Annotated in this window: 22 protein-coding genes; 17 read left to right on the top strand and 5 right to left on the bottom strand. The window is 73.3% G+C overall.

Annotated elements, in window-relative coordinates; all coding sequences use genetic code 11:
• The first annotated feature begins 39 nt into the window (after positions 1-39).
• Positions 40-858, top strand: a complete 819-nt coding sequence (locus BMY04_RS11415) for an NAD(P)-binding domain-containing protein (protein WP_198410097.1) — start codon at positions 40-42, stop codon at positions 856-858.
• 46 nt (positions 859-904) lie between these two features.
• Here the strand turns inward: BMY04_RS11415 and BMY04_RS11410 are convergent, their stop codons facing one another.
• Complete coding sequence (locus BMY04_RS11410; protein WP_198410096.1) at positions 905-1,459, bottom strand: GNAT family N-acetyltransferase; 555 nt, start codon at positions 1,457-1,459, stop codon at positions 905-907.
• 117 nt (positions 1,460-1,576) lie between these two features.
• Between BMY04_RS11410 and BMY04_RS11405 the strand changes: the two genes are divergently transcribed.
• From BMY04_RS11405 to BMY04_RS11340, 14 genes are all read left to right on the top strand, one after another.
• On the top strand, positions 1,577-2,155 hold the full coding sequence (locus tag BMY04_RS11405) for a Rieske (2Fe-2S) protein (RefSeq protein WP_091180009.1): 579 nt from the start codon (positions 1,577-1,579) through the stop codon (positions 2,153-2,155).
• Between the two features lie 47 nt (positions 2,156-2,202).
• Positions 2,203-2,490, top strand: coding sequence for a hypothetical protein (locus BMY04_RS11400; RefSeq protein ID WP_091180006.1), 288 nt, complete (start codon positions 2,203-2,205; stop codon positions 2,488-2,490).
• A 45-nt stretch (positions 2,491-2,535) separates the two neighbouring features.
• Positions 2,536-4,539 carry an excinuclease ABC subunit UvrC gene (gene uvrC / locus BMY04_RS11395; RefSeq protein WP_091180002.1) on the top strand — a complete coding sequence of 668 codons (2,004 nt, stop codon included), beginning with the start codon at positions 2,536-2,538 and terminating at the stop codon, positions 4,537-4,539.
• Between the two features lie 545 nt (positions 4,540-5,084).
• Complete coding sequence (gene rapZ, locus BMY04_RS11390) at positions 5,085-5,930, top strand: RNase adapter RapZ (RefSeq protein WP_269766217.1); 846 nt, start codon at positions 5,085-5,087, stop codon at positions 5,928-5,930.
• Positions 5,931-5,972: 42 nt separating this feature from the next.
• On the top strand, positions 5,973-6,968 hold the full coding sequence (locus tag BMY04_RS11385) for a gluconeogenesis factor YvcK family protein (RefSeq protein ID WP_091179994.1): 996 nt from the start codon (positions 5,973-5,975) through the stop codon (positions 6,966-6,968).
• Positions 6,969-7,053: 85 nt separating this feature from the next.
• On the top strand, positions 7,054-8,034 hold the full coding sequence (gene whiA, locus BMY04_RS11380; RefSeq protein WP_091179990.1) for a DNA-binding protein WhiA: 981 nt from the start codon (positions 7,054-7,056) through the stop codon (positions 8,032-8,034).
• A 101-nt stretch (positions 8,035-8,135) separates the two neighbouring features.
• Complete coding sequence (locus BMY04_RS11375; RefSeq protein WP_091179987.1) at positions 8,136-9,017, top strand: SdrD B-like domain-containing protein; 882 nt, start codon at positions 8,136-8,138, stop codon at positions 9,015-9,017.
• Between the two features lie 158 nt (positions 9,018-9,175).
• Complete coding sequence (gene gap / locus BMY04_RS11370; RefSeq protein ID WP_091179984.1) at positions 9,176-10,180, top strand: type I glyceraldehyde-3-phosphate dehydrogenase; 1,005 nt, start codon at positions 9,176-9,178, stop codon at positions 10,178-10,180.
• Between the two features lie 116 nt (positions 10,181-10,296).
• Positions 10,297-11,484 carry a phosphoglycerate kinase gene (locus BMY04_RS11365; protein WP_091179982.1) on the top strand — a complete coding sequence of 396 codons (1,188 nt, stop codon included), beginning with the start codon at positions 10,297-10,299 and terminating at the stop codon, positions 11,482-11,484.
• A 53-nt stretch (positions 11,485-11,537) separates the two neighbouring features.
• A complete protein-coding gene (tpiA, locus tag BMY04_RS11360; RefSeq protein ID WP_232506298.1) occupies positions 11,538-12,326 on the top strand; it encodes a triose-phosphate isomerase in 789 nt (262 codons plus the stop codon).
• A 280-nt stretch (positions 12,327-12,606) separates the two neighbouring features.
• Entirely contained in the window at positions 12,607-12,852 is a 246-nt protein-coding gene (gene secG / locus BMY04_RS11355) for a preprotein translocase subunit SecG (protein WP_091180688.1), read from the top strand.
• A gap of 122 nt (positions 12,853-12,974) precedes the next feature.
• Complete coding sequence (locus BMY04_RS11350) at positions 12,975-13,334, top strand: RNA polymerase-binding protein RbpA (RefSeq protein ID WP_091179979.1); 360 nt, start codon at positions 12,975-12,977, stop codon at positions 13,332-13,334.
• An 89-nt stretch (positions 13,335-13,423) separates the two neighbouring features.
• On the top strand, positions 13,424-13,741 hold the full coding sequence (locus BMY04_RS22755) for a hypothetical protein (RefSeq protein ID WP_091179978.1): 318 nt from the start codon (positions 13,424-13,426) through the stop codon (positions 13,739-13,741).
• 38 nt (positions 13,742-13,779) lie between these two features.
• Positions 13,780-14,430, top strand: coding sequence for a Pr6Pr family membrane protein (locus BMY04_RS11340; RefSeq protein WP_198410095.1), 651 nt, complete (start codon positions 13,780-13,782; stop codon positions 14,428-14,430).
• Here BMY04_RS11340 and pgl read toward each other — a convergent pair.
• The 3 genes from pgl to tkt form a co-directional block, all read right to left on the bottom strand.
• On the bottom strand, positions 14,427-15,167 hold the full coding sequence (gene pgl, locus BMY04_RS11335; RefSeq protein ID WP_091179975.1) for a 6-phosphogluconolactonase: 741 nt from the start codon (positions 15,165-15,167) through the stop codon (positions 14,427-14,429). The two genes, BMY04_RS11340 and pgl, sit on opposite strands and share 4 nt — an antisense overlap.
• An 85-nt stretch (positions 15,168-15,252) precedes the next feature.
• Positions 15,253-16,407, bottom strand: coding sequence for a transaldolase (gene tal, locus BMY04_RS11330; protein WP_091179972.1), 1,155 nt, complete (start codon positions 16,405-16,407; stop codon positions 15,253-15,255).
• A 37-nt stretch (positions 16,408-16,444) separates the two neighbouring features.
• The gene (tkt, locus tag BMY04_RS11325; RefSeq protein WP_091179968.1) at positions 16,445-18,661 is read right to left on the bottom strand and encodes a transketolase; all 2,217 of its coding nucleotides are present in this window, start codon (positions 18,659-18,661) and stop codon (positions 16,445-16,447) included.
• Positions 18,662-18,944: 283 nt separating this feature from the next.
• On the opposite strand from tkt, the gene BMY04_RS11320 reads away from it, so the two are divergent.
• The gene (locus BMY04_RS11320) at positions 18,945-19,922 is read left to right on the top strand and encodes a heme o synthase (protein WP_408630458.1); all 978 of its coding nucleotides are present in this window, start codon (positions 18,945-18,947) and stop codon (positions 19,920-19,922) included.
• A 150-nt stretch (positions 19,923-20,072) separates the two neighbouring features.
• Here the strand turns inward: BMY04_RS11320 and BMY04_RS11315 are convergent, their stop codons facing one another.
• A complete protein-coding gene (locus BMY04_RS11315; RefSeq protein ID WP_091179963.1) occupies positions 20,073-20,684 on the bottom strand; it encodes an HD domain-containing protein in 612 nt (203 codons plus the stop codon).
• A 93-nt stretch (positions 20,685-20,777) separates the two neighbouring features.
• On the opposite strand from BMY04_RS11315, the gene BMY04_RS11310 reads away from it, so the two are divergent.
• Positions 20,778-21,296, top strand: a complete 519-nt coding sequence (locus tag BMY04_RS11310; protein WP_091179958.1) for a 2'-5' RNA ligase family protein — start codon at positions 20,778-20,780, stop codon at positions 21,294-21,296.
• The last annotated feature ends 37 nt before the right edge of the window (positions 21,297-21,333 follow it).

The following is a 21,333-nucleotide window of genomic DNA, read 5'->3' as shown; positions in this document are numbered from 1 at the left end:
TGAGCCTGTCGAAGGGGGCCTCGGAGAGGTCGACGTCCCGTGAGCTCCACGGACGGGGTCGACTCCCCGGTCGGGACCGCGGCATACGGGTTCGTCGGCACCGGGTCGATCACGCGCGCCATGGTCGAGGGCCTGAGCACGGTCGACGACCCGCCCGCGATCGTCGTCTCGCCGCGCGGGGCCGCCGTGAGCGCGGCCCTCGCCCGACGGTTCGCGAACGTGCGCGTCGCCGCCGACAACCAGGCCGTCGTCGACGCGGTCCGGTGCGTGGTCCTCGCGCCGCGCCCGGTGGACGCCCCGGCCGTCGTGGAGGGTCTGCGGTTCACGCCCGAGCACGTGGTGGTGAGCGTGGTCGCCGCCCTCCCGCTCGCGCACCTGCGGTCGGCGGTCGCGCCGGCCACCCGCGTCGCCCGCGCCATCCCGCTGCCCTCGGTCGCGGCCCGGCAGGGCCTCGTCCCCGTCGTGCCGCCCGAGCCCGACGCCCTCGAGCTGTTCGGGCGGCTGGGTGACGTGGCCGCCCTCGACGACGAGACGGCCTTCGACGCCTTCAGCGCGGCGTCCGCCTTCGCGGCGACCCAGCTCGACCTGCTCGCCACGGTGGAGGCCTGGCTCGCGGGCCAGGGCGTCCCCGCTCCTGAGGCGCGGGCGTACGTCGGGGTGCTGCTGCGCGGGCTCAGCGACGCGCTGGCCGAGGAGCCGGACCGCGAGCTCGCGGCCCTGGCCGACGACCACGCCACCCCGGGCGGGCTCAACCAGCAGGTCCGCGAGGACGTCCGCGCCGCCGGCACCCACGCGGTGGTCGCGACGGCCCTGGACGACGTCCTCGCCCGGGTCCGCGGAGCCCGCGCCGAGCGCTGACCGGCTCGAGCGCCGGCCAGCCCGAGCGCTCGTCGGACCGCACGGGTCAGCCCGCCGGCCGCCGGAGGACGAACCGCACCAGGTCGACCGCGCGGCCCCGGAACTCCCGGCCGCGCTCCAGCCCGTCCCGCTCGAAGCCCGCGGCCGCGGCGACGCGCAGCGACGCGGCGTTGTCGGGCTCGACGCGCAGCTCGACCCGCTCGACGTGCGGCCGCGTCCACGCGAACCCGACCAGCGCCCGCAGGGCCTGCGTCGCCACCCCCCGACCCCGCGCCCGCGGCGCGACGGAGTAGCCCGCCGTCAGCACCCGAGGGTCGTCCGGCACCAGCCAGAGGCCGGCACCGCCCAGAGCCTCGTCGCTGACGCCGTCCGCGACGCAGAACGACCAGCCGACGCCCTGCTCCGGACGGCTGAGCTGACGCTCGACGTACGCCAGCGCCTGCACCTCGTCGGCCCGGTGGGGGAGGCTCCCGATCAGAGGGACGTACGGGTCCGTGGCCAGGTCGCGCAGCATGCCGACGTCGGCCGAGGTGAAGCGACGCAGGACCACCGTGCCCGAGGCCGGCGGCACGGCCGGCCAGGGCAGCGGGGTCGGACGCACCACCGCAGCGTCTCAGGCCTCGACCGCAGCGGAGCGGCGGGAACCTCGGGGCGCAACCGGGTCGTTGCCTGGTCAACCAGTGGCTGACCGCAGCCCTGCCTGCCCCCGGAGGTTCCGATGGACCGGTCCGACCTGCTCAGCGACACCCGTCTTGCCGCCCGTCCTGCCGCCCGTCCTGCCGCACGGCCCGCGTTCGCGCCGTCGCGCCGCGACGTCCTGCGGACGGCCGGCATCGTCGCCGTGTCGGGCGGTGCGGTCCTCACGCTCGCCGCGTGCGGGGCCGAGGGTCAGGCGGGCGCGCCCGTCCCGACCTCGGCCGCCCCGAGCAGCGCCGCCTCGTCGAGCGCGGCGAGCAGCCCGAGCGCCTCGGCGTCGTCCGCGGCGCCGTCGAGCCAGGCCGCGCCCAGCGGCCCGAGCGTGGCGACCGCGGACGTCCCGGTCGGCGGCGGGGTGATCCTGAAGGACGCGGACTTCGTCGTCACCCAGCCCAGCAAGGGCACCTACAAGGCGTTCAGCAAGATCTGCACCCACCAGGGCTGCCCGGTCGGGTCGGTCGAGGGCGGGGTCATCAAGTGCCCCTGCCACGGCAGCGAGTTCTCGATCGAGGACGGCTCGGTCAAGCAGCCGCCCGCTCGCAAGCCGCTGGCCGAGTCGGCGACCACCGTCGTCGGCTCGAAGGTCTTCGTCACCGGCTGAGCGTGCGGTGGTCGAGGGCCCGCCGCGCCCGGGCTAGCGTCGACGCCATGTCCGTCCCGCAGCCCTGGCCCCGCCGTCCTCCGGTCCTGCTCGGCGTCCTGGCCGCCCTCGCGGTGGTGAGCGCGGTCGTGAACTTCGCCGGGATCGCCCAGCAGGGCCCGTCGACGTTCCGCTGGGTGCTGGCGGTCCTGTGGTCCGCCCTCGCGGTGCTGTGCTTCCTGGCCTGGCGGCGGCAGGTGCGTCGCTTCAACGACCGCGCGGCCGAGCTCCAGCGGTCGGCCGGGCCGGGGGAGGGCGAAGACGACCGCCGCGACGCCGGCCCCCCGTCCGCCTGACGCACGTGGCCGGAACTGTCGGGGCCGCGACCTAACCTGGGGCGCGTGCCTGGAACCCGTACGCGGCGCGCGCCGCTGTCCTACCGACCGGCACCTGGATCGATCCCCGAGCAGCCCGGCGTCTACCGCTTCTCCGACGAGAACGGCCGCGTCATCTACGTCGGCAAGGCCAAGAGCCTGCGCCAGCGGCTGAACTCCTACTTCGCCGACCCGCGCAACCTGCACGAGCGCACCCGGCAGATGGTGACGACGGCCGCCAAGGTCGAGTGGACGGTCGTCCAGACCGAGGTCGAGTCGCTGCAGCTGGAGTACTCCTGGATCAAGGAGTACGACCCGCGCTTCAACGTGAAGTACCGCGACGACAAGTCGTACCCGTGGATGGCGGTGACGCTGTCCGAGGAGTTCCCGCGGGTGATGGTCGGGCGCGGGGCCAAGCGCAAGGGCAACCGCTACTTCGGCCCGTACAGCCACGCCTGGGCGATCCGCGAGACCGTCGACCTGCTCCTGCGGGTGTTCCCGATGCGCTCGTGCCGGCCCGGCGTGTTCCGCAACCACCAGCTGCTCGGCCGGCCCTGCCTGCTCGGCTACATCGACAAGTGCTCCGCGCCCTGCGTCGGCAAGGTGACCCCGGAGGAGCACCGCGACATCGTCGACGACTTCTGCCAGTTCATGGCGGGCCAGGCGACGCCGATGATCCGCCAGATCGAGCGGCAGATGAAGGCCGCCAGCGCCGAGCTCGACTTCGAGCGGGCGGCCCGGCTGCGCGACGACCTGCAGGCCATGCAGCGCGCGCTCGAGCGCAACGCGGTCGTGTTCGCCGACGGGACCGACGCCGACGTCATCGCCGTGGCCGAGGACCCGCTCGAGGTCGCCGTGCAGATCTTCCACGTCCGGGGCGGCCGCATCCGCGGCGAGCGCGGCTGGGTGGCCGACCGGTTCGACGAGGAGGGCACGCCCGAGCTCGTCGAGCAGTTCCTCCTGCAGCTCTACGCGGAGAGCGACGACGAGCCCGACCCCCGCGACGCCGTGCCGCGCGAGATCCTCGTCCCGGCGCTGCCGACGTCGCTGGAGTCGCTCACCCAGCTGCTCACCGAGCGCCGCGGCTCGCACGTCGACATCCGCGTCCCGCAGCGCGGCGACAAGCGGACGCTGATGGAGACGGTGGCCAAGAACGCCAACGAGGCCCTCGTCCGGCACAAGACGACCCGCGCCAGCGACCTGTCGACCCGCAACCGCGCGCTCGAGGAGATCCAGGAGGCGCTCGAGCTGCCCGGCGCGCCGCTGCGCATCGAGTGCTTCGACATCTCCAACCTGCAGGGCACCGAGGTCGTGGCCTCGATGGTCGTCTTCGAGGACGGCCTGCCGCGCAAGAGCGAGTACCGCCGCTTCGTCATCCGCGGCGTCGACGGCCAGAACGACGTCGCGTCCATGCACGAGGTCATCACCCGACGGTTCCGCCGGATGATCGACGACCGCAAGGCCGCGCTGGGCGCCTCCGACGGCTCGAACGGCGAGGGGCCGCTGCTCGTCGACCCCGAGACCGGGGCCCCGCGCCGGTTCGCGTACGTCCCGCAGCTCGTCGTCGTCGACGGCGGGCCGCCGCAGGTCGCCGCGGCGGCCGCCGCCATGGACGAGCTGGGCATCGACGACGTGGCGCTGTGCGGCCTGGCCAAGCGTCTCGAGGAGGTCTGGCTCCCCGACGTCGAGGACCCCGTGATCCTGCCGCGGACCAGCGAGGGCCTCTACCTGCTCCAGCGCGTCCGCGACGAGGCGCACCGCTTCGCCATCACCCACCACCGCGGGCGGCGCAGCAAGAGCATGGTCGAGTCCGTGCTCGACCAGGTGCCCGGGCTGGGGGAGGTGCGCCGCAAGGCGCTGCTGCACCACTTCGGGTCGCTGAAGAAGCTCCGCGCCGCCAGCGTCGAGGAGATCGCTGCGGTGCCGGGGTTCGGCCTCAAGACCGCGCAAGCGGTCCTCGCCGCGCTCGAGGCCCGCCCGGCCGGCGACGCGATCGACATGGCCACGGGTGAGGTGCTGGTCGACCGCTAGTCGAGGTCTGTCCCCTCGAACCAGCTGCCGGCGGACCTCCGGACGAGGGCGCCGGACAACCATCCGCACGGGCGCGTGATCGACGCTCGGGCTCGTGAGCGGCCGCGCCCGTGCTCCCGTCAGGCCCATCCACGTCCAGCGACCTCGTCCGGAGGTCCACGTTCACGGTCACCGGCTGCCTGCCCAGGTCCGCTCGACCGCACTCCCGGTGGGTGCCGACCGCGTCGCCGGCCGGGCGGACGACGAGCGCGGGCTCGGATGAGCCCCCGCGGCACCGTCGTGGTCACGTTCCCGCGCGCGCTTCGCCTGCCACTCGACCCGCTCCACCTCCCGGCGCCGCCTTCACTCGGCAGCCGTGGGCGCCGCGGAACCTCGCGTTCCCCGGTGCGGGAGTCCTGCGTGGAGCGGGGCGGGCGCGGATAATGGCTGGCGTGAGCACCGAGACGGCGACACCCCCCACGCCGCCCATCGCCGCCGAGGCGGCGACCAGCGTCCCCGAGCCGGTCCGCCCGGCCAGCGCGGCCCCGAGCGCCGAGGAGCGGCCGCTGCGGCTCGTCGTGGTGAGCGGGATGTCGGGCGCGGGCCGGTCCACGACCGCGGACAACCTCGAGGACCTCGGCTGGTACGTCGTCGACAACCTCCCGCCCAGCGTGCTGCCCGACGTCTGCGACGAGGCCCGGCGTACGGGCATCCGGCAGCTGGCCGTGGTGCTCGACGTGCGGACGCGCTCCTTCTTCGAGCAGCTGCCGGCGATGTTCGCCGAGCTGAAGGAGTCCGGGACGGTCCCCGAGATCGTCTACGTCGAAGCCTCCGACGACGTCATCGTCCGGCGCCAGGAGTCGGTCCGCCGGCCCCACCCGCTGCAGGGCGACGGCCGGCTGCTCGACGGCATCCACCGCGAGCGGGAGCTGCTCGCCACGCTGCGCGCCGCCGCCGACCTGGTCATCGACACCTCCTCGCTGAACGTGCACCAGCTGGGCTCGCGGATCACGCACGCGTACGGCGGGCCCGACCACGCGCTGCGGGTGACGGTGCTGTCCTTCGGCTTCAAGAACGGGATCCCGCTCGACGCCGACATGATCTTCGACGTCCGCTTCCTGCCCAACCCGCACTGGGTGCCCGAGCTGCGCCCGCAGACGGGCCTGAGCGCGCCGGTCAGCGCGTACGTGCTCAGCCAGCCGGGGGCCGAGCCGTTCCTGACCTCGCTCGAGTCCGTGCTCACCACGGTGGCGTCCGGCTACCTGCACGAGGGCAAGCGCTTCGCGACCATCGGCATCGGGTGCACCGGCGGCAAGCACCGCAGCACGGCGATCTCGGAGGAGCTGGCCCGCCGGCTGCGGGCCGACGGCCTGCCGACCACGGTCCTGCACCGCGACCTCGGGCGCGAGTAGGCCCGGCGCTGCGGAGGAGGACGAGGCAGGGATGAGGCGGCGATGAGGCCCAGGGGCGAGGCGCGCGAACCGGTGCGCCTGCACGGCCGGCCGCTCGTGGAGCAGCGGCCCTCGGTGGTCGCCTTCGGCGGCGGGCACGGGCTGTCGGCGTCGCTGTCCGCCCTGCGCCGCGTCACGGACCGGCTGACCGCCATCGTCACGGTCGCGGACGACGGTGGCTCGTCCGGCCGGCTGCGCCGCGAGCTCGGCTGCCTGCCGCCCGGCGACCTGCGGATGGCCCTGGCCGCGCTGTGCGGCGACGACGAGTCGGGGCGTACTTGGGCCGATGTCCTGCAGTACCGCTTCGTCTCGCCCGGGCCCCTCGGCGACCACGCCATCGGCAACCTGCTGATCGCGGGGCTGTGGGAGCGTCTCGGCGACCCGGTCGCCGGTCTCGACATGGTGGCCCGCCTGCTCGGCTGCACCGGCCGCGTGCTGCCGATGGCCTCGGTGCCGCTGGAGATCGAGGCCGACGTCATCGGCCTGACGCCGGCGCGACCCGACGAGATCTCGTCGGTCCGCGGCCAGGCCCGCGTCGCGAAGACGACCGGGGAGGTGTGCTCGGTGCACCTGCTGCCGGAGGACCCGCCCGCCTGCCCGGAGTCGGTCGAGGCCGTCCTGGCCGCCGACTGGGTCGTGCTCGGGCCGGGGTCGTGGTTCACCTCGGTGATCCCGCACCTGCTGGTGCCCCAGCTGGCCGAGGCCATCGAGACGACGTCGGCCAAGCGGGTGCTGGTGCTCAACCTCGAGCCGGCCGAGGAGACCGCCGGCTTCTCCGCGGCCAAGCACATCGAGCTGCTCGCCGACCACGCGCCCAAGCTGCGCCTCGACGTCGTCCTGGCCGACAGCGCCTTCGCCTCGGAGGACCCGCACCTGGCCGCCTGGGCCGACTCGCTGGGCGCCGACCTGGCGCTCGCGGACCTCGCCGTGCGCGACGGGTCGCCGCGCCACGACCCGCTCCGGCTGGCTTCCGCGTACGCCGAGATCATGGGCGTCTGAGGCCTCCTAGCACGCTCTCCGGGGCGGCCCGTACGCCGTCCCGCGCGGGGTGGGGGTGCGTGACACGCGTGGCATAGTTCCCCGCATGGCGATGACAGCGCAGGTGAAGGCTGAGCTCGCGACCGTCAAGGTCACCAAGCCCTGCTGCCGCAAGTCCGAGGTGGCCGCCACCCTGCGCTTCGCCAACGGCCTGCACGTGGTCAGCGGCAAGATCGTCATCGAGGCCGAGCTCGACACGGGGGCGGCCGCCCGCCGCCTGCGCACCGACATCGCCGACGTCTTCGGCCACAGCAGCGACCTCATCGTCGTCAACGGCAACGGGCTGCGCCGCGGCACGCGCTACGTCGTCCGCGTGGTCAAGGACGGCGACGCGCTCGCCCGGCAGACCGGGCTGGTCGACTCCAAGGGCCGCCCGGCCCGGGGCCTGCCCGCCCAGGTCGTCAGCGGCGCGACGTGCGACTGCATCGCCGCCTGGCGCGGGGCGTTCCTGGCCCACGGCTCGCTGACCGAGCCCGGCCGCTCGATGGCGCTCGAGGTCACCTGTCCGGGCAACGAGGCCGCGCTGGCGCTCGTCGGCGCCGCCCGCCGGCTCGGCATCCCCGCCAAGGCCCGCGAGGTGCGCGGCGTCGACCGGGTGGTCGTCCGCGACGGCGACGCGATCGCCGCGCTGCTCACCCACCTCGGCGCGCACGAGTCGCTGATGGCCTGGGAGGAGCGGCGGATGCGCCGCGAGGTCCGCGCCTCGGCCAACCGCCTCGCGAACTTCGACGACGCCAACCTGCGCCGCTCGGCCCGCGCGGCCGTGGCGGCCGGGGCCCGGGTCGAGCGGGCGCTGGAGATCCTGGGCGACGACGTCCCCGAGCACCTGCGCGTCGCGGGCGACCTGCGCGTGCAGCACCAGCAGGCGAGCCTCGAGGAGCTCGGGCAGCTGCACACCCCGCAGCTGACCAAGGACGCGGTGGCCGGGCGCATCCGGCGGCTGCTCGCGACGGCCGACAAGAAGGCCGCCGAGCTCGGCATCCCCAGCACCGAGGCCTCGCTGACCTCGGACATGCTCGACGACTGAGCTCGGATCGTCCGTAGGCCGCACGAACTCCTGGCGCGCGCTCGCGCCCTCCGCTAGCGTGCGCTCCAGACGCTCCTCCTGAGCGTCTCCCAGGAGGAGCCGTGGCTCGCGCTCGTCGTCCCCGCCGTGCCCGCCTCGCGGGCGGCGCCGTCCTGGCGCTGCTGCTGGGCGGGGTCCTGGGCCAGCAGCCGGCCGCCGCCGAGCCGGTGGCGAGCCCCGCCCGCTGCAGCGACGACGGCTGCTGGACCTGGTTCTCCCAGTTCGTCCGGCTCGACAAGACCGTCACGGGCCTCGGCCCGCACGGGGCGGGGGACACCCTCACCTTCACCGGCCAGATCAGCTGCATCGACTGGCTCGAGCCGGACTTCTTCTCCGTCGACGTCGCCAGGGGCGCCTCGACCGGGACCACGGGCGTGTGGGTCAAGCAGCTCGACAACACCTCCGGCTGGGAGTGCACCGTGAGCGAGATCGACCCGCGCTACGGGCCGGCCGACCTGTACGCGGTCGCCGGCCCGACGACCTTCAGCCCGCAGACCTTCCGCCAGCCGCACTGGTCGGTGCAGACCGACGAGGACCACCCGATGGCCGTCGTCACCTCCACCAGCGCGTTCCGTGCGGCCGGCGTGCGCGGGACGGTGTGGGACGACCGGGACTCCGACGGCGTCCGCGACCGCGGCGAGGCGGGTCTCGGGGGAGTGCGGGTGCAGCTGGACGCGCGCAGCCCGCGCGCCTACCCGTCGCACCTCGTGGCGACCACCCGCGCCGACGGGTCGTACGCCTTCGGCGGTCTCGCCGCGGGCGACTACGCGGCGACCTTCCCCGGGGTGCCCGGTTACCGGACGGTCGCGGTGACCTCGCCCCCGGCGGCCGGCCGGCCCTCCGGCACCGTCCGTACGCTGACCCTCGAGCCGGGCGCCGAGCGGACCGGGCTCGACCAGGGCTACGCCCGCGCACGCGCGATGCGGCCGCCGCGCGACCGCTGACGGAGGTCGCCGGAGCCTCACCCGTACCAGTGCCTGACCACTGGGCCCAGTGGTATCAGACCAGTGTGCGATCGGTCGTAACGCGTTCGCGACGACTTCGTTATCGTGGCGGTAGAGCCCTCCGAGGGCTGCTGGACCACCTGTGAGGAGATCGCTTCATGACCGTGCGTGTCGGCATCAACGGCTTCGGCCGGATCGGGCGCAACTTCTTCCGCGCCGTGCAGGCCTCCGGCGCGGACATCGAGGTCGTGGCCTTCAACGACCTCGGTGACGACGCCACCCAGGCCCACCTGCTCAAGTACGACTCCATCCTCGGCCGGCTCGGCCAGGACGTCGCGGTCGTCGACGGTGGCATCAAGGTCGGCGACACCGTGATCAAGTCCTTCGCCGAGCGCGACCCGGCCAAGCTGCCCTGGGGCGAGGTCGGCGCCGACGTCGTCATCGAGTCCACCGGCTTCTTCACCGACGGCCTCAAGGCCAAGGCGCACCTCGACGGCGGCGCCAAGAAGGTCATCATCTCGGCCCCGGCCAAGAACGACGACGTCACCGTCGTCATGGGCGTCAACGACGGCGACTACGACCCGGCCAGCCACAACATCATCAGCAACGCCTCCTGCACCACGAACTGCCTCGCGCCGCTGGGCAAGGTGCTCGACGACGAGTTCGGCATCGTCAAGGGCCTGATGACGACGATCCACGCGTACACGCAGGACCAGAACCTGCAGGACGGCCCGCACAGCGACCTGCGTCGCGCCCGGGCGGCCGCGCTCAACATCGTCCCGACCTCCACGGGCGCGGCGAAGGCCATCGGCCTCGTGCTCCCGCAGCTCAAGGGCAAGCTCGACGGCTACGCGCTGCGCGTGCCGGTGCCGACGGGCTCCGCCACCGACCTGACCGTCGAGGTCGGCCGCGAGACCACCGTCGACGAGGTCAACGCCGCGTTCAAGGCGGCCGCCGAGAGCAGCCTCAAGGGCTACCTCACCTACACCGCCGACCCGATCGTGTCGTCCGACATCGTCACCGACCCGAGCTCCTGCATCTTCGACTCGGGGCTGACCAAGGTCATCGGCAACCAGGTCAAGGTCGTCGGTTGGTACGACAACGAGTGGGGCTACTCCAACCGCCTCGTCGACCTCGTGAGCCTGGTCGGCAAGTCGCTCTGACCCACGCGACACCGCAGCACGTCCCGTCCTGAGCCCGTCGAAGCCCGCTTCGGCGGGCTCAGGTCACGTCTCCGCCCGTCCCTGAGTGCCGTCCGGCACGCGAAGGAGCACGCCCGATGAAGTCCGTCGACGACCTGGGGGACCTGCGCGGCAAGCGCGTCCTCGTCCGCTGCGACCTCAACGTCCCGCTCGACGGCGGGACCATCACCGACGACGGCCGCATCCGCGCCTCGGTGCCCACGCTCACCCGGCTGCGCGACGCCGGTGCCCGGGTCGTCGTGATGGCCCACCTCGGCCGGCCCAAGGGCCAGGTGAACCCGAAGTACTCCCTCGCCCCGGCCGCCGCGCGGCTCGGCGAGCTGCTCGGCACCGACGTGCGCCTCGCGGAGGACGTGGTCGGCCCGTCGGCCGCCGAGATCGTGGCCGGGCTGGGCGACGGCGACGTCGCCATGCTCGAGAACGTGCGCTACGAGCCGGCCGAGGAGTCCAAGGTCGACGCCGAGCGCGCCGAGCTGGCCCAGAAGTACGCCTCCTTCGGCGACGTGTTCGTCTCCGACGGCTTCGGCGTCGTGCACCGCAAGCAGGCCAGCGTCTACGACGTCGCCCAGCTCCTCCCGAACGCCGCCGGCGGCCTCGTGCTCGCCGAGGTCGAGGTGCTGCGCCGCCTCACCGAGTCGCCCGAGCGCCCGTACGCGGTCGTCCTCGGCGGCGCCAAGGTGTCGGACAAGCTCGCCGTCATCGACAACCTGCTGAGCACCGCCGACACGCTCCTGGTCGGGGGCGGCATGGTCTTCACGTTCCTCGCCGCGCAGGGCCACGAGGTCGGCACCAGCCTGCTGGAGCGCGACCAGATCGACGTCGTCAAGGGCTACCTGGAGCGCGCGCAGGCCGACGGCAAGCGCATCGTGCTGCCGACCGACATCGTCGTGGCCCCGGAGTTCAAGGCCGACGCCCCGCCGACCGTGGTCGCGGCCGACGCGATGCCGGCCGACCAGCTGGGCCTGGACATCGGCCCGGAGTCGGGCGCCGCCTTCGCCGAGGTGATCCGCTCCTCGAGGACGGTCTTCTGGAACGGCCCGATGGGCGTCGCCGAGTGGGCCCCGTTCGCCGAGGGCACCCGCGCCGTGGCTGAGGCGCTGACCGAGGTCGACGGCCTGTCGGTCGTCGGCGGTGGCGACTCGGCCGCGGCCGTGCGCGACCTCGGCTTCGCCGACGACGACTTCGGCCACATCTCGACCGGCGGCGGCGCCAGCCTCGAGTACCTCGAGGGCAAGTCGCTGCCCGGCCTGTCCGTGCTCGGCTGACGCCCGGCACCCACGCCGGACCCGTACCCCGCTCCACCGACGAAGGACTGACTGTGCCCCGCACGCCGCTGATGGCCGGCAACTGGAAGATGAACCTCAACCACGTCGAGGCGGTGGGCTTCGTGCAGAAGCTCGCCTGGACGCTCGAGGACAAGAAGCACGACGCCGCGAGGTCGGAGGTCGTCGTGCTGCCGCCGTTCACCGACCTGCGTTCGGTGCAGACCCTGGTGGACGGCGACCGGCTCAAGGTCGGCTACGGCGCCCAGGACGTCTCGGCCAACGAGCCCGGTGCGTTCACCGGCGAGATCTCGGCGGCGATGCTGGCCAAGCTCGGCTGCCGCTACGTGACCGTCGGCCACTCGGAGCGCCGCTTCTACCACCACGAGGACGACGCGCTGGTCAACCTCAAGTCCCACAAGGCGCTCGCCGCCGGGGTCACCCCGATCATCTGCGTCGGCGAGGGCAAGGACGTCCGCCAGACCGGCGAGCACGTCGCGTACGTCGTCGCGCAGGTCCAGGCGGCGCTCGCCGGCTTCTCGGCCGAGCAGGCCGCGACGCTGGTGATCGCGTACGAGCCGGTCTGGGCCATCGGCACCGGCGAGGTCGCGACCCCGGAGAACGCGCAGGAGGTCTGCCAGGCCGTCCGCGGCGTGGTCGCCGAGCTGTTCGCGCAGGACACGGCGGACGCGGTGCGCGTCCTCTACGGCGGCTCGGTCAAGGCCGACAACGTCGCCGCGATCATGGCCCAGCCCGACGTCGACGGCGCCCTCGTCGGCGGGGCGAGCCTCAAGGTCGACGAGTTCGCGGCGATCGCGCGCTTCTACGACCTGCCCGCCCTCTGACGCCCCGCCTGGGGCCCGTACAAGGCCTCAGGTTTTTTCACGTTCACGTGAAGCTCCGGTGCTTCACCCAGCAGATCTGCCATGGGAAGCACCGGTGTTTCACGTTCACGTGAGAAACCGGTGACTCGGGTGAGGCCCGCAGCCGACGTCTGCTCTGCAGGCCGTCGGCACGCGGCCGTCGGGACTCCGACGGCGTACGCGCGGGGGAGGCGGGGCACGCGCGAGGAGGTCGGTCCAGGCTTGATGCTGGGTTAAACTTCAGCCCGTGCTCGAGCCCCTGATGACCACCCCGATCCTGATCTTCTCGATCGTGCTCGTCGTGACGAGCGTGGCGCTGGCCCTGTTCGTGCTGCTCCACAAGGGCCGCGGTGGCGGCCTGTCCGACCTCTTCGGCGGCGGCATCTCCTCCTCGCTCGGCGGCTCCTCGGTCGCCGAGCGGAACCTCGACCGCCTGACGATCATCATCGCCGTCATCTGGCTCGCCTGCATCGTGGCGCTGGGCCTGCTCTACAAGCTCGGTTCCTGAGAAGGCGCTGGTCGTGTGGCGGCGCGTCGTTCAGCCGTCTCACAACCGGCGACCGAGGATGTGCTTCGCGTGACAACGTGCACGATGTGCACTCCTGACAACAAGGATCGGGGGATCTGACGGTGGCTGGCAGCGGGAGCGCGATCCGGGGGAGCCGGGTCGGTGCAGGACCCATGGGCGAGGCCGAGCGGGGCGACACCGCCCCGCGGCTGTACGTCTCCTACTTCTGCTCGTCGGGGCACGAGACGCGGCCGGCCTTCGCGGCCGACGCGGCGGTCCCGGCGGTCTGGGACTGCCCGCGCTGCGGGCTGCCGGCGAACAACGACGCCAAGAACCCGCCGCCGCCGCCCAAGACCGAGCCGTACAAGACGCACCTCGCCTACGTGAAGGAGCGCCGCAGCGACCTCGAGGCGGCGACCATCCTGAGCGAGGCCCTGCAGTCGCTGCGCGACCGTCGGGCCCGCGGCGAGGTCATCTACTGAGCGTCCCGCCGAGGGCGCCGCGCTACGCAGGCCTCGAGGGCCTGTACCGCGCGGACGCCGTCGAGGTCGCCACGACGACGTTCCTGCACGTGTTCGCCGGGGCGACCGTGGGCAGCCCGGTCCGCGAGGGCGGTCGGGTCGACGAGATCGTGGCGTGGCTGGCCGGCGTGCCGCTCAACACCGGCCTGCTGGGCACGGCCGACCTGAACACCTGGCAGCTCCTGCAGCCGTACGTCCTCGAGACGACCTGCCTGTGGGAGCAGGCGCGCGTCGCGTCCTGGCGCACGGTCGGGTCGGACCACGCGCGCGTCCTCTGCTGCCTGCTCAAGCGCGGGGAGAACGTGCTCGGGTCGCCCGACCCGCACCGCACCATGCGCGACCTGCTCGACGACGTGGAGCTGCGCTGAACGGCTCGACCCGTCTCCGCGGCAACCTCGTCCCGCGCGTGCTGCACGCCGCGGTCGCCCTGGTCGTCCTCGTCTCCCTCGTGGTGCAGCTGGCGCTGCTCCTCTTCGGCGGGACGGACACCAACACCGGCGACAGCCTCGCCGGTGTGCCGCTGAGCAGGCGGCTGGGCGACTTCGTCAGCTACTTCACCATCCAGAGCAACCTCTTCGTCCTCGCCATCTCGCTCACGCTCGCGCTGGACCCCGAGCGCGACGGGCCGGTCTGGCGGGTGCTCCGGCTCGACGCGCTGCTCGGGATCTCCATCACCGGCCTCGTCTACTGGGCGCTGCTCGCGCCCCTGGTGGACCTGTCGGGCTGGGGGCTGGTGGCCGGCCTGGGCTTCCACCTCGTCTCGCCGGTGGGCACGGTGGTCGTGTGGTTCCTCGTGGGGCCGCGCCCCCGCATCACGTGGTCGACCGTCGCCTGGGCGTTCGCATGGCCCGTGGCGTGGGTCGTCTACACGTTCGTCCGTGGCGCCGTCATCGGCTGGTACCCCTACCCGTTCCTGGACGTGACCGAGGTCGGCTACGCGACGGCGCTGCTCGCCGTCGGCGGGGTCCTGGTGCTGGGCGTGCTGCTCCTGCTGCTGTTCCGGTGGCTCGACGGGCGGCTGCGCCCGGCCCCGCGCGGCCGCGGAGGGTCCCGCTAGAGCTCCATCCGGGCCACGTCGTCGGGCAGCTGCGCAGCGGCGTCGCGGTCGACGAGCCAGACCGTCGCGTCGACGCCCGAGGCCAGCGCGGCGGGTACGGGGTCCGGGCCGGTGCCGAGGACGCCCTGGAGCACCGCGTCGGCCTTGTCCGAGCCCGACACCACGAACCACACCTGGCGCGAGCGGTCGATGACCGGCAGGGTCAGGCTGATCCGGTCCGGCGGCGGCTTGGGGGAGTTCCGGACGGCGATCGCCGAGCCCGGGGTCTCCAGCGACGGGTGGCCGGGGAACAGCGACGCCACGTGCCCGTCCGGGCCCACCCCGAGCAGGCACACGTCGAAGATCGTGTCCCCGAGCTCGTCGGCGTACGCGGCGGCCGCGGCGTCCAGGTCCATCCCGGCGTCGGAGGGCGCCATGACGTGCACGTGGGCCTCGTCGAGGCGCAGCGGAGCCCGCAGCGTGTCGAGGGTGGCGTCGGCGTTGCGGTCGCCGTCGCCGGCGGGCACGAACCGCTCGTCGCCCCACCACAGGTCCACGTGGGTCCAGTCCACGTCACCGGGACCGTCGGCGGCCAGGCGCTCGTACGCCTTGGTGGCGATCCGGCCCCCGGTCAGGCAGACCTGGGGGGTGCCGCCGCGGGCCTGCACGTCGGCCAGCACGGCCGTCAGCCGCGAGGCCAGGGCCTCCGCGACGGCGTCCGCGCCGTCGTACACGTAGATCTCGCTCGGGGTGGGCACGGTCGGCGTCTCCTCGGTGGAAGGGGTCGGGACGTGACCGGGGCCGGGCGGAGCGCTGCTCCACCCGGCCCCGGCCGTCTCGCTGCTACTTGTTCGGGTCGTCGACGTCGGTCGACTCGCCCGGCGACTTGCCCTTCTTGGCGTCGTCGAGCGCGGTCTGGACGGTGTCCACGAGCTCCGCCCACGACTTGTCGAACTTGTCGACGCCCTCCTTCTCGATCACTTCCCAGACGTCGTCGAGGTCGACGCCGACGGCCTCGAGGGAGTCGAGGACCTGCGTCGACTCCTCCTCGGTGCCGCTCACGCGGTCGCCGTTCAGCTCGCCGTGGTCGGCGAAGGCCTTCATGGTCTTCTCCGGCATCGTGTTGACGGTGCCGGCGACGGCGAGCTCGGTCACGTAGAGCGTGTCGGGCAGGTTGGGGTCCTTGACACCGGTCGAGGCCCACAGCGGCCGCTGGCGGTTCGCGCCCTTGGCCTCCAGCGCCGCGAAGCGCTCGCCCGCGAACACCTCCTCGTACGCCGCATAGGCCAGCCGGGCGTTGGCGATGGCCGCCTTGCCCTTGAGCGCCTTGGCCTCGTCGCTGCCGATCGCGTCGAGCCGCTTGTCGACCTCGGTGTCCACGCGGGACACGAAGAACGACGCGACCGACTGGATCCGGCTGAGGTCGTGGCCGTTGGCCGCGGCCGTCTCCAGCCCGCTCAGGTAGGCGTCCATCACGGCGCGGTAGCGCTCGAGGGAGAAGATCAGCGTCACGTTGACGCTGATGCCCTCACCGATCGCGTTCGTGATCGCCGGCAGGCCCGGCTTGGTCGCCGGGATCTTGATCAGCACGTTCGGCCGGTCGACGATCTTCCACAGGTCGGCGGCCTGGGCCGTGGTCCCGTCGGTGTCCATGGCCAGGCCCGGCTCGACCTCGATCGAGACGCGCCCGTCCACGCCGCCGGTGGCCTCGTAGACGTCCTTGAAGACGTCGCAGGCGTGGCGCACGTCGTCGGAGGTCAGCGCCTTGATGGCGTCGTCGACCGCGGTGTCGCGGGCGGCGAGCTCGCGCACCTGGTCGTTGTAGGCCGCCCCGTTCGACAGCGCCGAGGCGAAGATCGTCGGGTTCGTGGTCACGCCGGTGACCGACGAGTCCTTGATCAGGCTCGCGAGGTTGCCCGTGGTGAGGCGCTCGCGCGAGAGGTCGTCGAGCCAGATGGAGACGCCCTCGTCGGCGAGCCCCTTGAGTCGGTCGCTCATGTGTGTGTCCTTCCCTGCTGCTGCTGCTGGTGCCCGGTCAGGAGATCGAGACGCCGGGGTCGTCCGACTGGTCGTCGGTCGTCTGCGGGCCGCTGGGCCCGCGGTGCGCGGGCGCGGTGGCCGCACCCGGCTTGGTGGCTGCCGTCAGGCTCTCCTGGGCGGCGGCGACGACGGTGTCCGCGCTGAAGCCGAACTGCTCGAACAGGAACGCCCCGGGGGCGCTCGCGCCGTAGTGGTCGATGCTGATGATGCGCCCGGCGTCGCCGACGATGTCGCGCCAGCCCATCGGGACGCCGGCCTCGATGCTGACGCGCGCCGTCACCTCGGGCGGGAAGACCGAGCTGCGGTAGTCCTCGTCCTGCTCGTCGAACCACTCGCGGCACGGCATCGAGACCACGCGGGCGTGGATGCCCTGGGCCGCGAGCTGCTCCTGCGCGGCGACGCAGTACTGCACCTCCGAGCCGGTCCCGACCAGGATCACGTCGGGCGCGCCCTCGGAGTCCTTCAGCACGTACGCACCGCGGGACACGTCGTCGGTGGTGGCGAAGCCGTCGCTGCCGCGCGGCACGATCGGCAGGGCCTGACGGGTGAGGATGAGGCCGGCGGGGCGGGTCTTGTTCAGCAGGATCTGCTTCCACGCCGCCGCGGTCTCGTTGGCGTCGGCCGGGCGCACCACGTCCAGGCCCGGGATCGCGCGCAGCGCGGCCACGTGCTCGATCGGCTGGTGGGTCGGGCCGTCCTCGCCGAGGCCGATCGAGTCGTGCGTCCAGACGTAGGTGACCGGGACGCGCATCAGCGCCGACAGCCGGACCGCGCCGCGCATGTAGTCGCTGAACGTGAGGAACGTGGCGCCGTAGGGACGGGTGCCGCCGTGGACCTTGATGCCGTTCATGATCGCGCCCATGGCGTGCTCACGGATGCCGAAGTGCAGCGTGCGCCCGTACGGGTTGCCGCTCCAGGCCTTGGTCTGGCGGTCGGTCGGCAGGAAGCTCGGCTCCCCCTCGACGGTGGTGTTGTTGGACTCGGCCAGGTCGGCCGAGCCGCCCCACATCTCCGGCATGCGCGGGACGATGCCGTTGAGCACCTTGCCCGACGCGGCGCGGGTGGCGATGCCCTTGGGGTCGGCCTCCCAGCTCGGCAGGCCCTCCTCCCAGCCCGGCGTCAGCTCGTCGTTGACGAAGCGCTGGTAGAGCGCGTGGCCCTCGGGGTTGGCGGCGGCCCACTGGTCGTACGACTGCTGCCACGCGTCCTGCGCGGCCTGGCCGCGCTGCTGCAGCTCACGGGTGTGCGCGATGACCTCGGGGGCGACGTCGAACGACTTGTCCGGGTCGAAGCCGAGGACCTTCTTCGTGGCGGCGACCTCGTCCTTGCCCAGCGCGGAGCCGTGCGCCTTGCCCGTGCCCTGGGCGTCCGGGGCGGGCCAGGCGATGATCGTGCGCAGCGCGATGAAGCTCGGGCGGTCGGTGATGCCGCGGGCGGTCTCGATGGCCTCGTTGAGCGCCTTGACGTTCTCCACGTAGTGGGTCTCGCCGTTGGTCCAGTCCACCGTCTGGACGTGCCAGCCGTACGCCTCGTAGCGCAGCGCCGTGTCCTCGGAGAGGGCGATGTTGGTGTCGTCCTCGATCGAGATGCGGTTCTGGTCGTAGATGAGCGTCAGGTTGCCCAGGCGCTGGGTGCCGGCGAGCGAGCTGGCCTCGGAGGTGATGCCCTCCTCGATGTCGCCGTCGGAGGCGAGGCAGTAGATGTGGTGGTCGAAGATCGACTGGCCCTTGGGGGCGTCCGGGTCGAGCAGGCCGCGCTCGCGGCGGGCGGCCATCGCCATGCCCACGGCGTTCGCGATGCCCTGGCCCAGCGGGCCGGTGGTGATCTCGACGCCGTCGGTGTGGCCGTACTCCGGGTGGCCCGGGGTCTTGGAGCCCCAGGTGCGCAGCGACTCGATGTCCTCGAGCTCCAGGCCGAAGCCGCCGAGGTAGAGCTGCAGGTAGAGCGTCAGGCTCGAGTGGCCGCAGGAGAGGACGAAGCGGTCGCGCCCGGGCCAGTGCGTGTCGGCCGGGTTGTGGCGCATGATCTTCTGGAACAGCAGGTACGCCACGGGCGCCAGGCTCATGGCCGTGCCCGGGTGTCCGTTGCCGACCTTCTGCACCGCGTCGGCGGCCAGCACGCGGACCGTGTCGACCGCCCTGGTGTCGAGGTCGGTCCAGCCCTCCGGGAAGACGTCGTCCTCGGTCGGGGAGGTGGTCTGGGTGTCGGTCACTGGCGATCCTTCCGGGGTGCGAGCATCAGGCGGGTGCGCCGACGACTCGTGGGCCGGCGACTCCGACGCCTTCGACCTTATCGACCGGGCCGCGCCGCCGGACAGGGCCTACCCGGGGTGGGCACCGACCATTCACCTGCCCGCCACCGCAGGTGCGCCTGGGGGAGGGACGTAGCCCACACCCCTGAGGCATGGGTCCGGTCGCCCGGGCGTCCTACCCTGGGCCCCGCACACGCACGCGGTCCGCTGGGTCCGAGGTGCCCGACGTGAGAGGCTGATCCGTGTGACCGCCCTGGACCTGACCGGCGACGCCGCTGCGGCGGACCGCGGGCCGGCGACCCGGGACGAGACCCGCGGGAGCAGCGGCGAGCGGGTGACCGCGCGCGACGTCGTCTCGGCGTACGTCAACCTCACCAAGCCGCGGATCATCGAGCTGCTGCTCGTCACGACCGTGCCGGCGATGTTCCTCGCGGCCCGCGGCGTGCCGCCCCTGACCCTGGTGCTGCTGACCATGCTCGGCGGGTGCTTCGCCGCGGCCAGCGCCAACGTCTTCAACTGCGTGCTCGACCGCGACATCGACGAGCGGATGCGGCGCACCCGGCGGCGTGCGCTGCCGCGCCACATGGTCGGCCCCCGTGCGGCGACGGTCTTCGGCGCCGTCCTCGGCGTCGCCGCGACCCTCGTGCTCGGCTACGGCGTCAACTGGCTCTCGGCCGGCCTCGCGCTCGGGGCGAACGCCTTCTACGTGTTCGTCTACACGATGCTGCTGAAGCGGCGCACCCCGCAGAACATCGTGTGGGGCGGCATCGCCGGCTGCTTCCCGCCGCTCATCGGCTGGACCGCGGTGACCGGCCACATCGCGCTGGCGCCGTTCGTGCTGTTCGCGATCGTCTTCTTCTGGACCCCGCCGCACACCTGGGCGCTGGCGTTCCGGTACCGCGCCGACTACGCGGCGGCCGACGTGCCGATGCTGCCGGTCGTGCGCTCCGCGCCGGTCGTCGCGCGCCAGATCCTGGTCTACAGCGTCGTCACCGTGCTGGTGTCGCTCGCGCTGTGGCCCGTGGCGCAGACGGGCTGGCTCTACCCCTCAGTCGCCGGGGTCGCGGGCCTCGTGTTCCTGGTCGAGGCCGTGCAGCTCCACAACCGGGCGCGCGCCGGCCTCACCGACGCCGCGCTGCGGCCGATGCGGCTGTTCCACTGGTCGAACTCCTACCTGGCCCTGGTGTTCGTCGCCGCGGCCGTCGACCCGCTGCTGCGCTGACGTCCGGGCCTCGGCTCCGTCGCCCTCTTGTCCCGTCTGCTCGCTCTTGTCGCGTTCGCGCGCGTTTGAACACGCGCGAACGCCACAAGATCGAGCGAACGCCCGCCGCGGGGCCCGACGCGACGGGTACTGGTCGCGAGGGTCGCTCCGTCAGCCCGCCGTCAGGCGCTCGTGCGGGTGGTGGGCCAGCTTGTCCGCCAGCCCGCCCTGCACCAGCCGGTGCGCGGCCGTCGTCGGCTTGCGGGCCGCCTGCTCGGTGACCCGGGCCGTGAACTCCGCGCCGAGGCCGAGGCGGGGGTGGCGGTCCAGCACCTCCCGGACGAAGTCGGCGGGCAGGGCGTCCGGCCGCGCGCCGCTGATGTCGAGGCCGGTCGCGACCTCGAGCAGGTAGCCCTCGACGTCGAGTCCCGGGTCGACCGCCGGCCAGTTGTGGCGGACGACCACCTCCAGCGCCCGCTGCCGGCGCTCCGCCGGCCACCCGGCGCCCGCCGTCAGCGCCACGGCGACCTGACCTCCGGCCTCCTCGTAGGAGAGCGCGACGTTGTCGTACGCCGGCACGAGGCCGATGTCGTGCAGCACGGCGGCGGTGCGCAGCAGCTCGTGGTCGACACCGCGGCGGTCCTCGAGCAGGGCGAACGCCTCGGCCCACAGCCAGGAGCGGAGCACGTGGTTCAGCAGGGCCGGCGAGTGGAGGGCGGCGGCCAGCTCGAGGGCGCCCCGCGTCGCGGGCGTGTCCGGGGCTCGGAGGTCCTCCATGCGCATGCGGTCATCGTGGCAGAGCGCGAGGACCGGCGCCCCGTACGCTCCCGGCGTGGGGTCGTGGACGAGCGGAGCCGGCGCGCGTCCCGGTGCTGCATGACGCAGTCGGTCGAGCTGCTGATGGACGACGCGACGGAGGCGTCCGTGCTGGGGGAGTGGGCCCGGCTGGCGGAGGCCGGGCTGCCGACCGAGCAGCGGGTGGAGCCGAGCCCGACGCACCGGCCGCACGTGACGCTGTGGGCCGGACCGACGGTTCCGGCCGAGGTCGACGACGCTCTGCCGGCGCTGGTCGCGGACCTGGACCTGCCGCTGCTGCTCGGCTCGCTGCTGGTGTTCGGCCCGCGGCGGGGTCAGGTCGTGCTGGTCCGGCAGGTGGTGGCGGGCGCCGCGCTGCTCGCCCTCCAGGCCGCGGTCGCCGCCGCGTGCGGCACGGAGCCCGACAGCCACTTCGCGCCGGGGCGCTGGAGCCCGCACGTGACCCTCGCGCGGCGCGTACGGCTCGAGCAGCTCGGCGACGTCGTCGCCGCCCTGGACGGGGTGCCCGACCTCGACGCGCGGGTGCGCACCTGCCGGCGCTGGGACGGCGACGCGAAGGTCGCCTGGGACCTGGGCTGAGAAACGTCTCGCCCTCTGGCCACCGCTGAGGTGGTCA

Source organism: Microlunatus flavus (assembly GCF_900110855.1).
In the GTDB taxonomy this organism is placed as follows: domain Bacteria; phylum Actinomycetota; class Actinomycetes; order Propionibacteriales; family Propionibacteriaceae; genus Microlunatus; species Microlunatus flavus.
The sequence above is the reverse complement of the archived record's forward strand: the minus strand, read 5'-3'. Positions and strand labels throughout refer to the sequence as shown.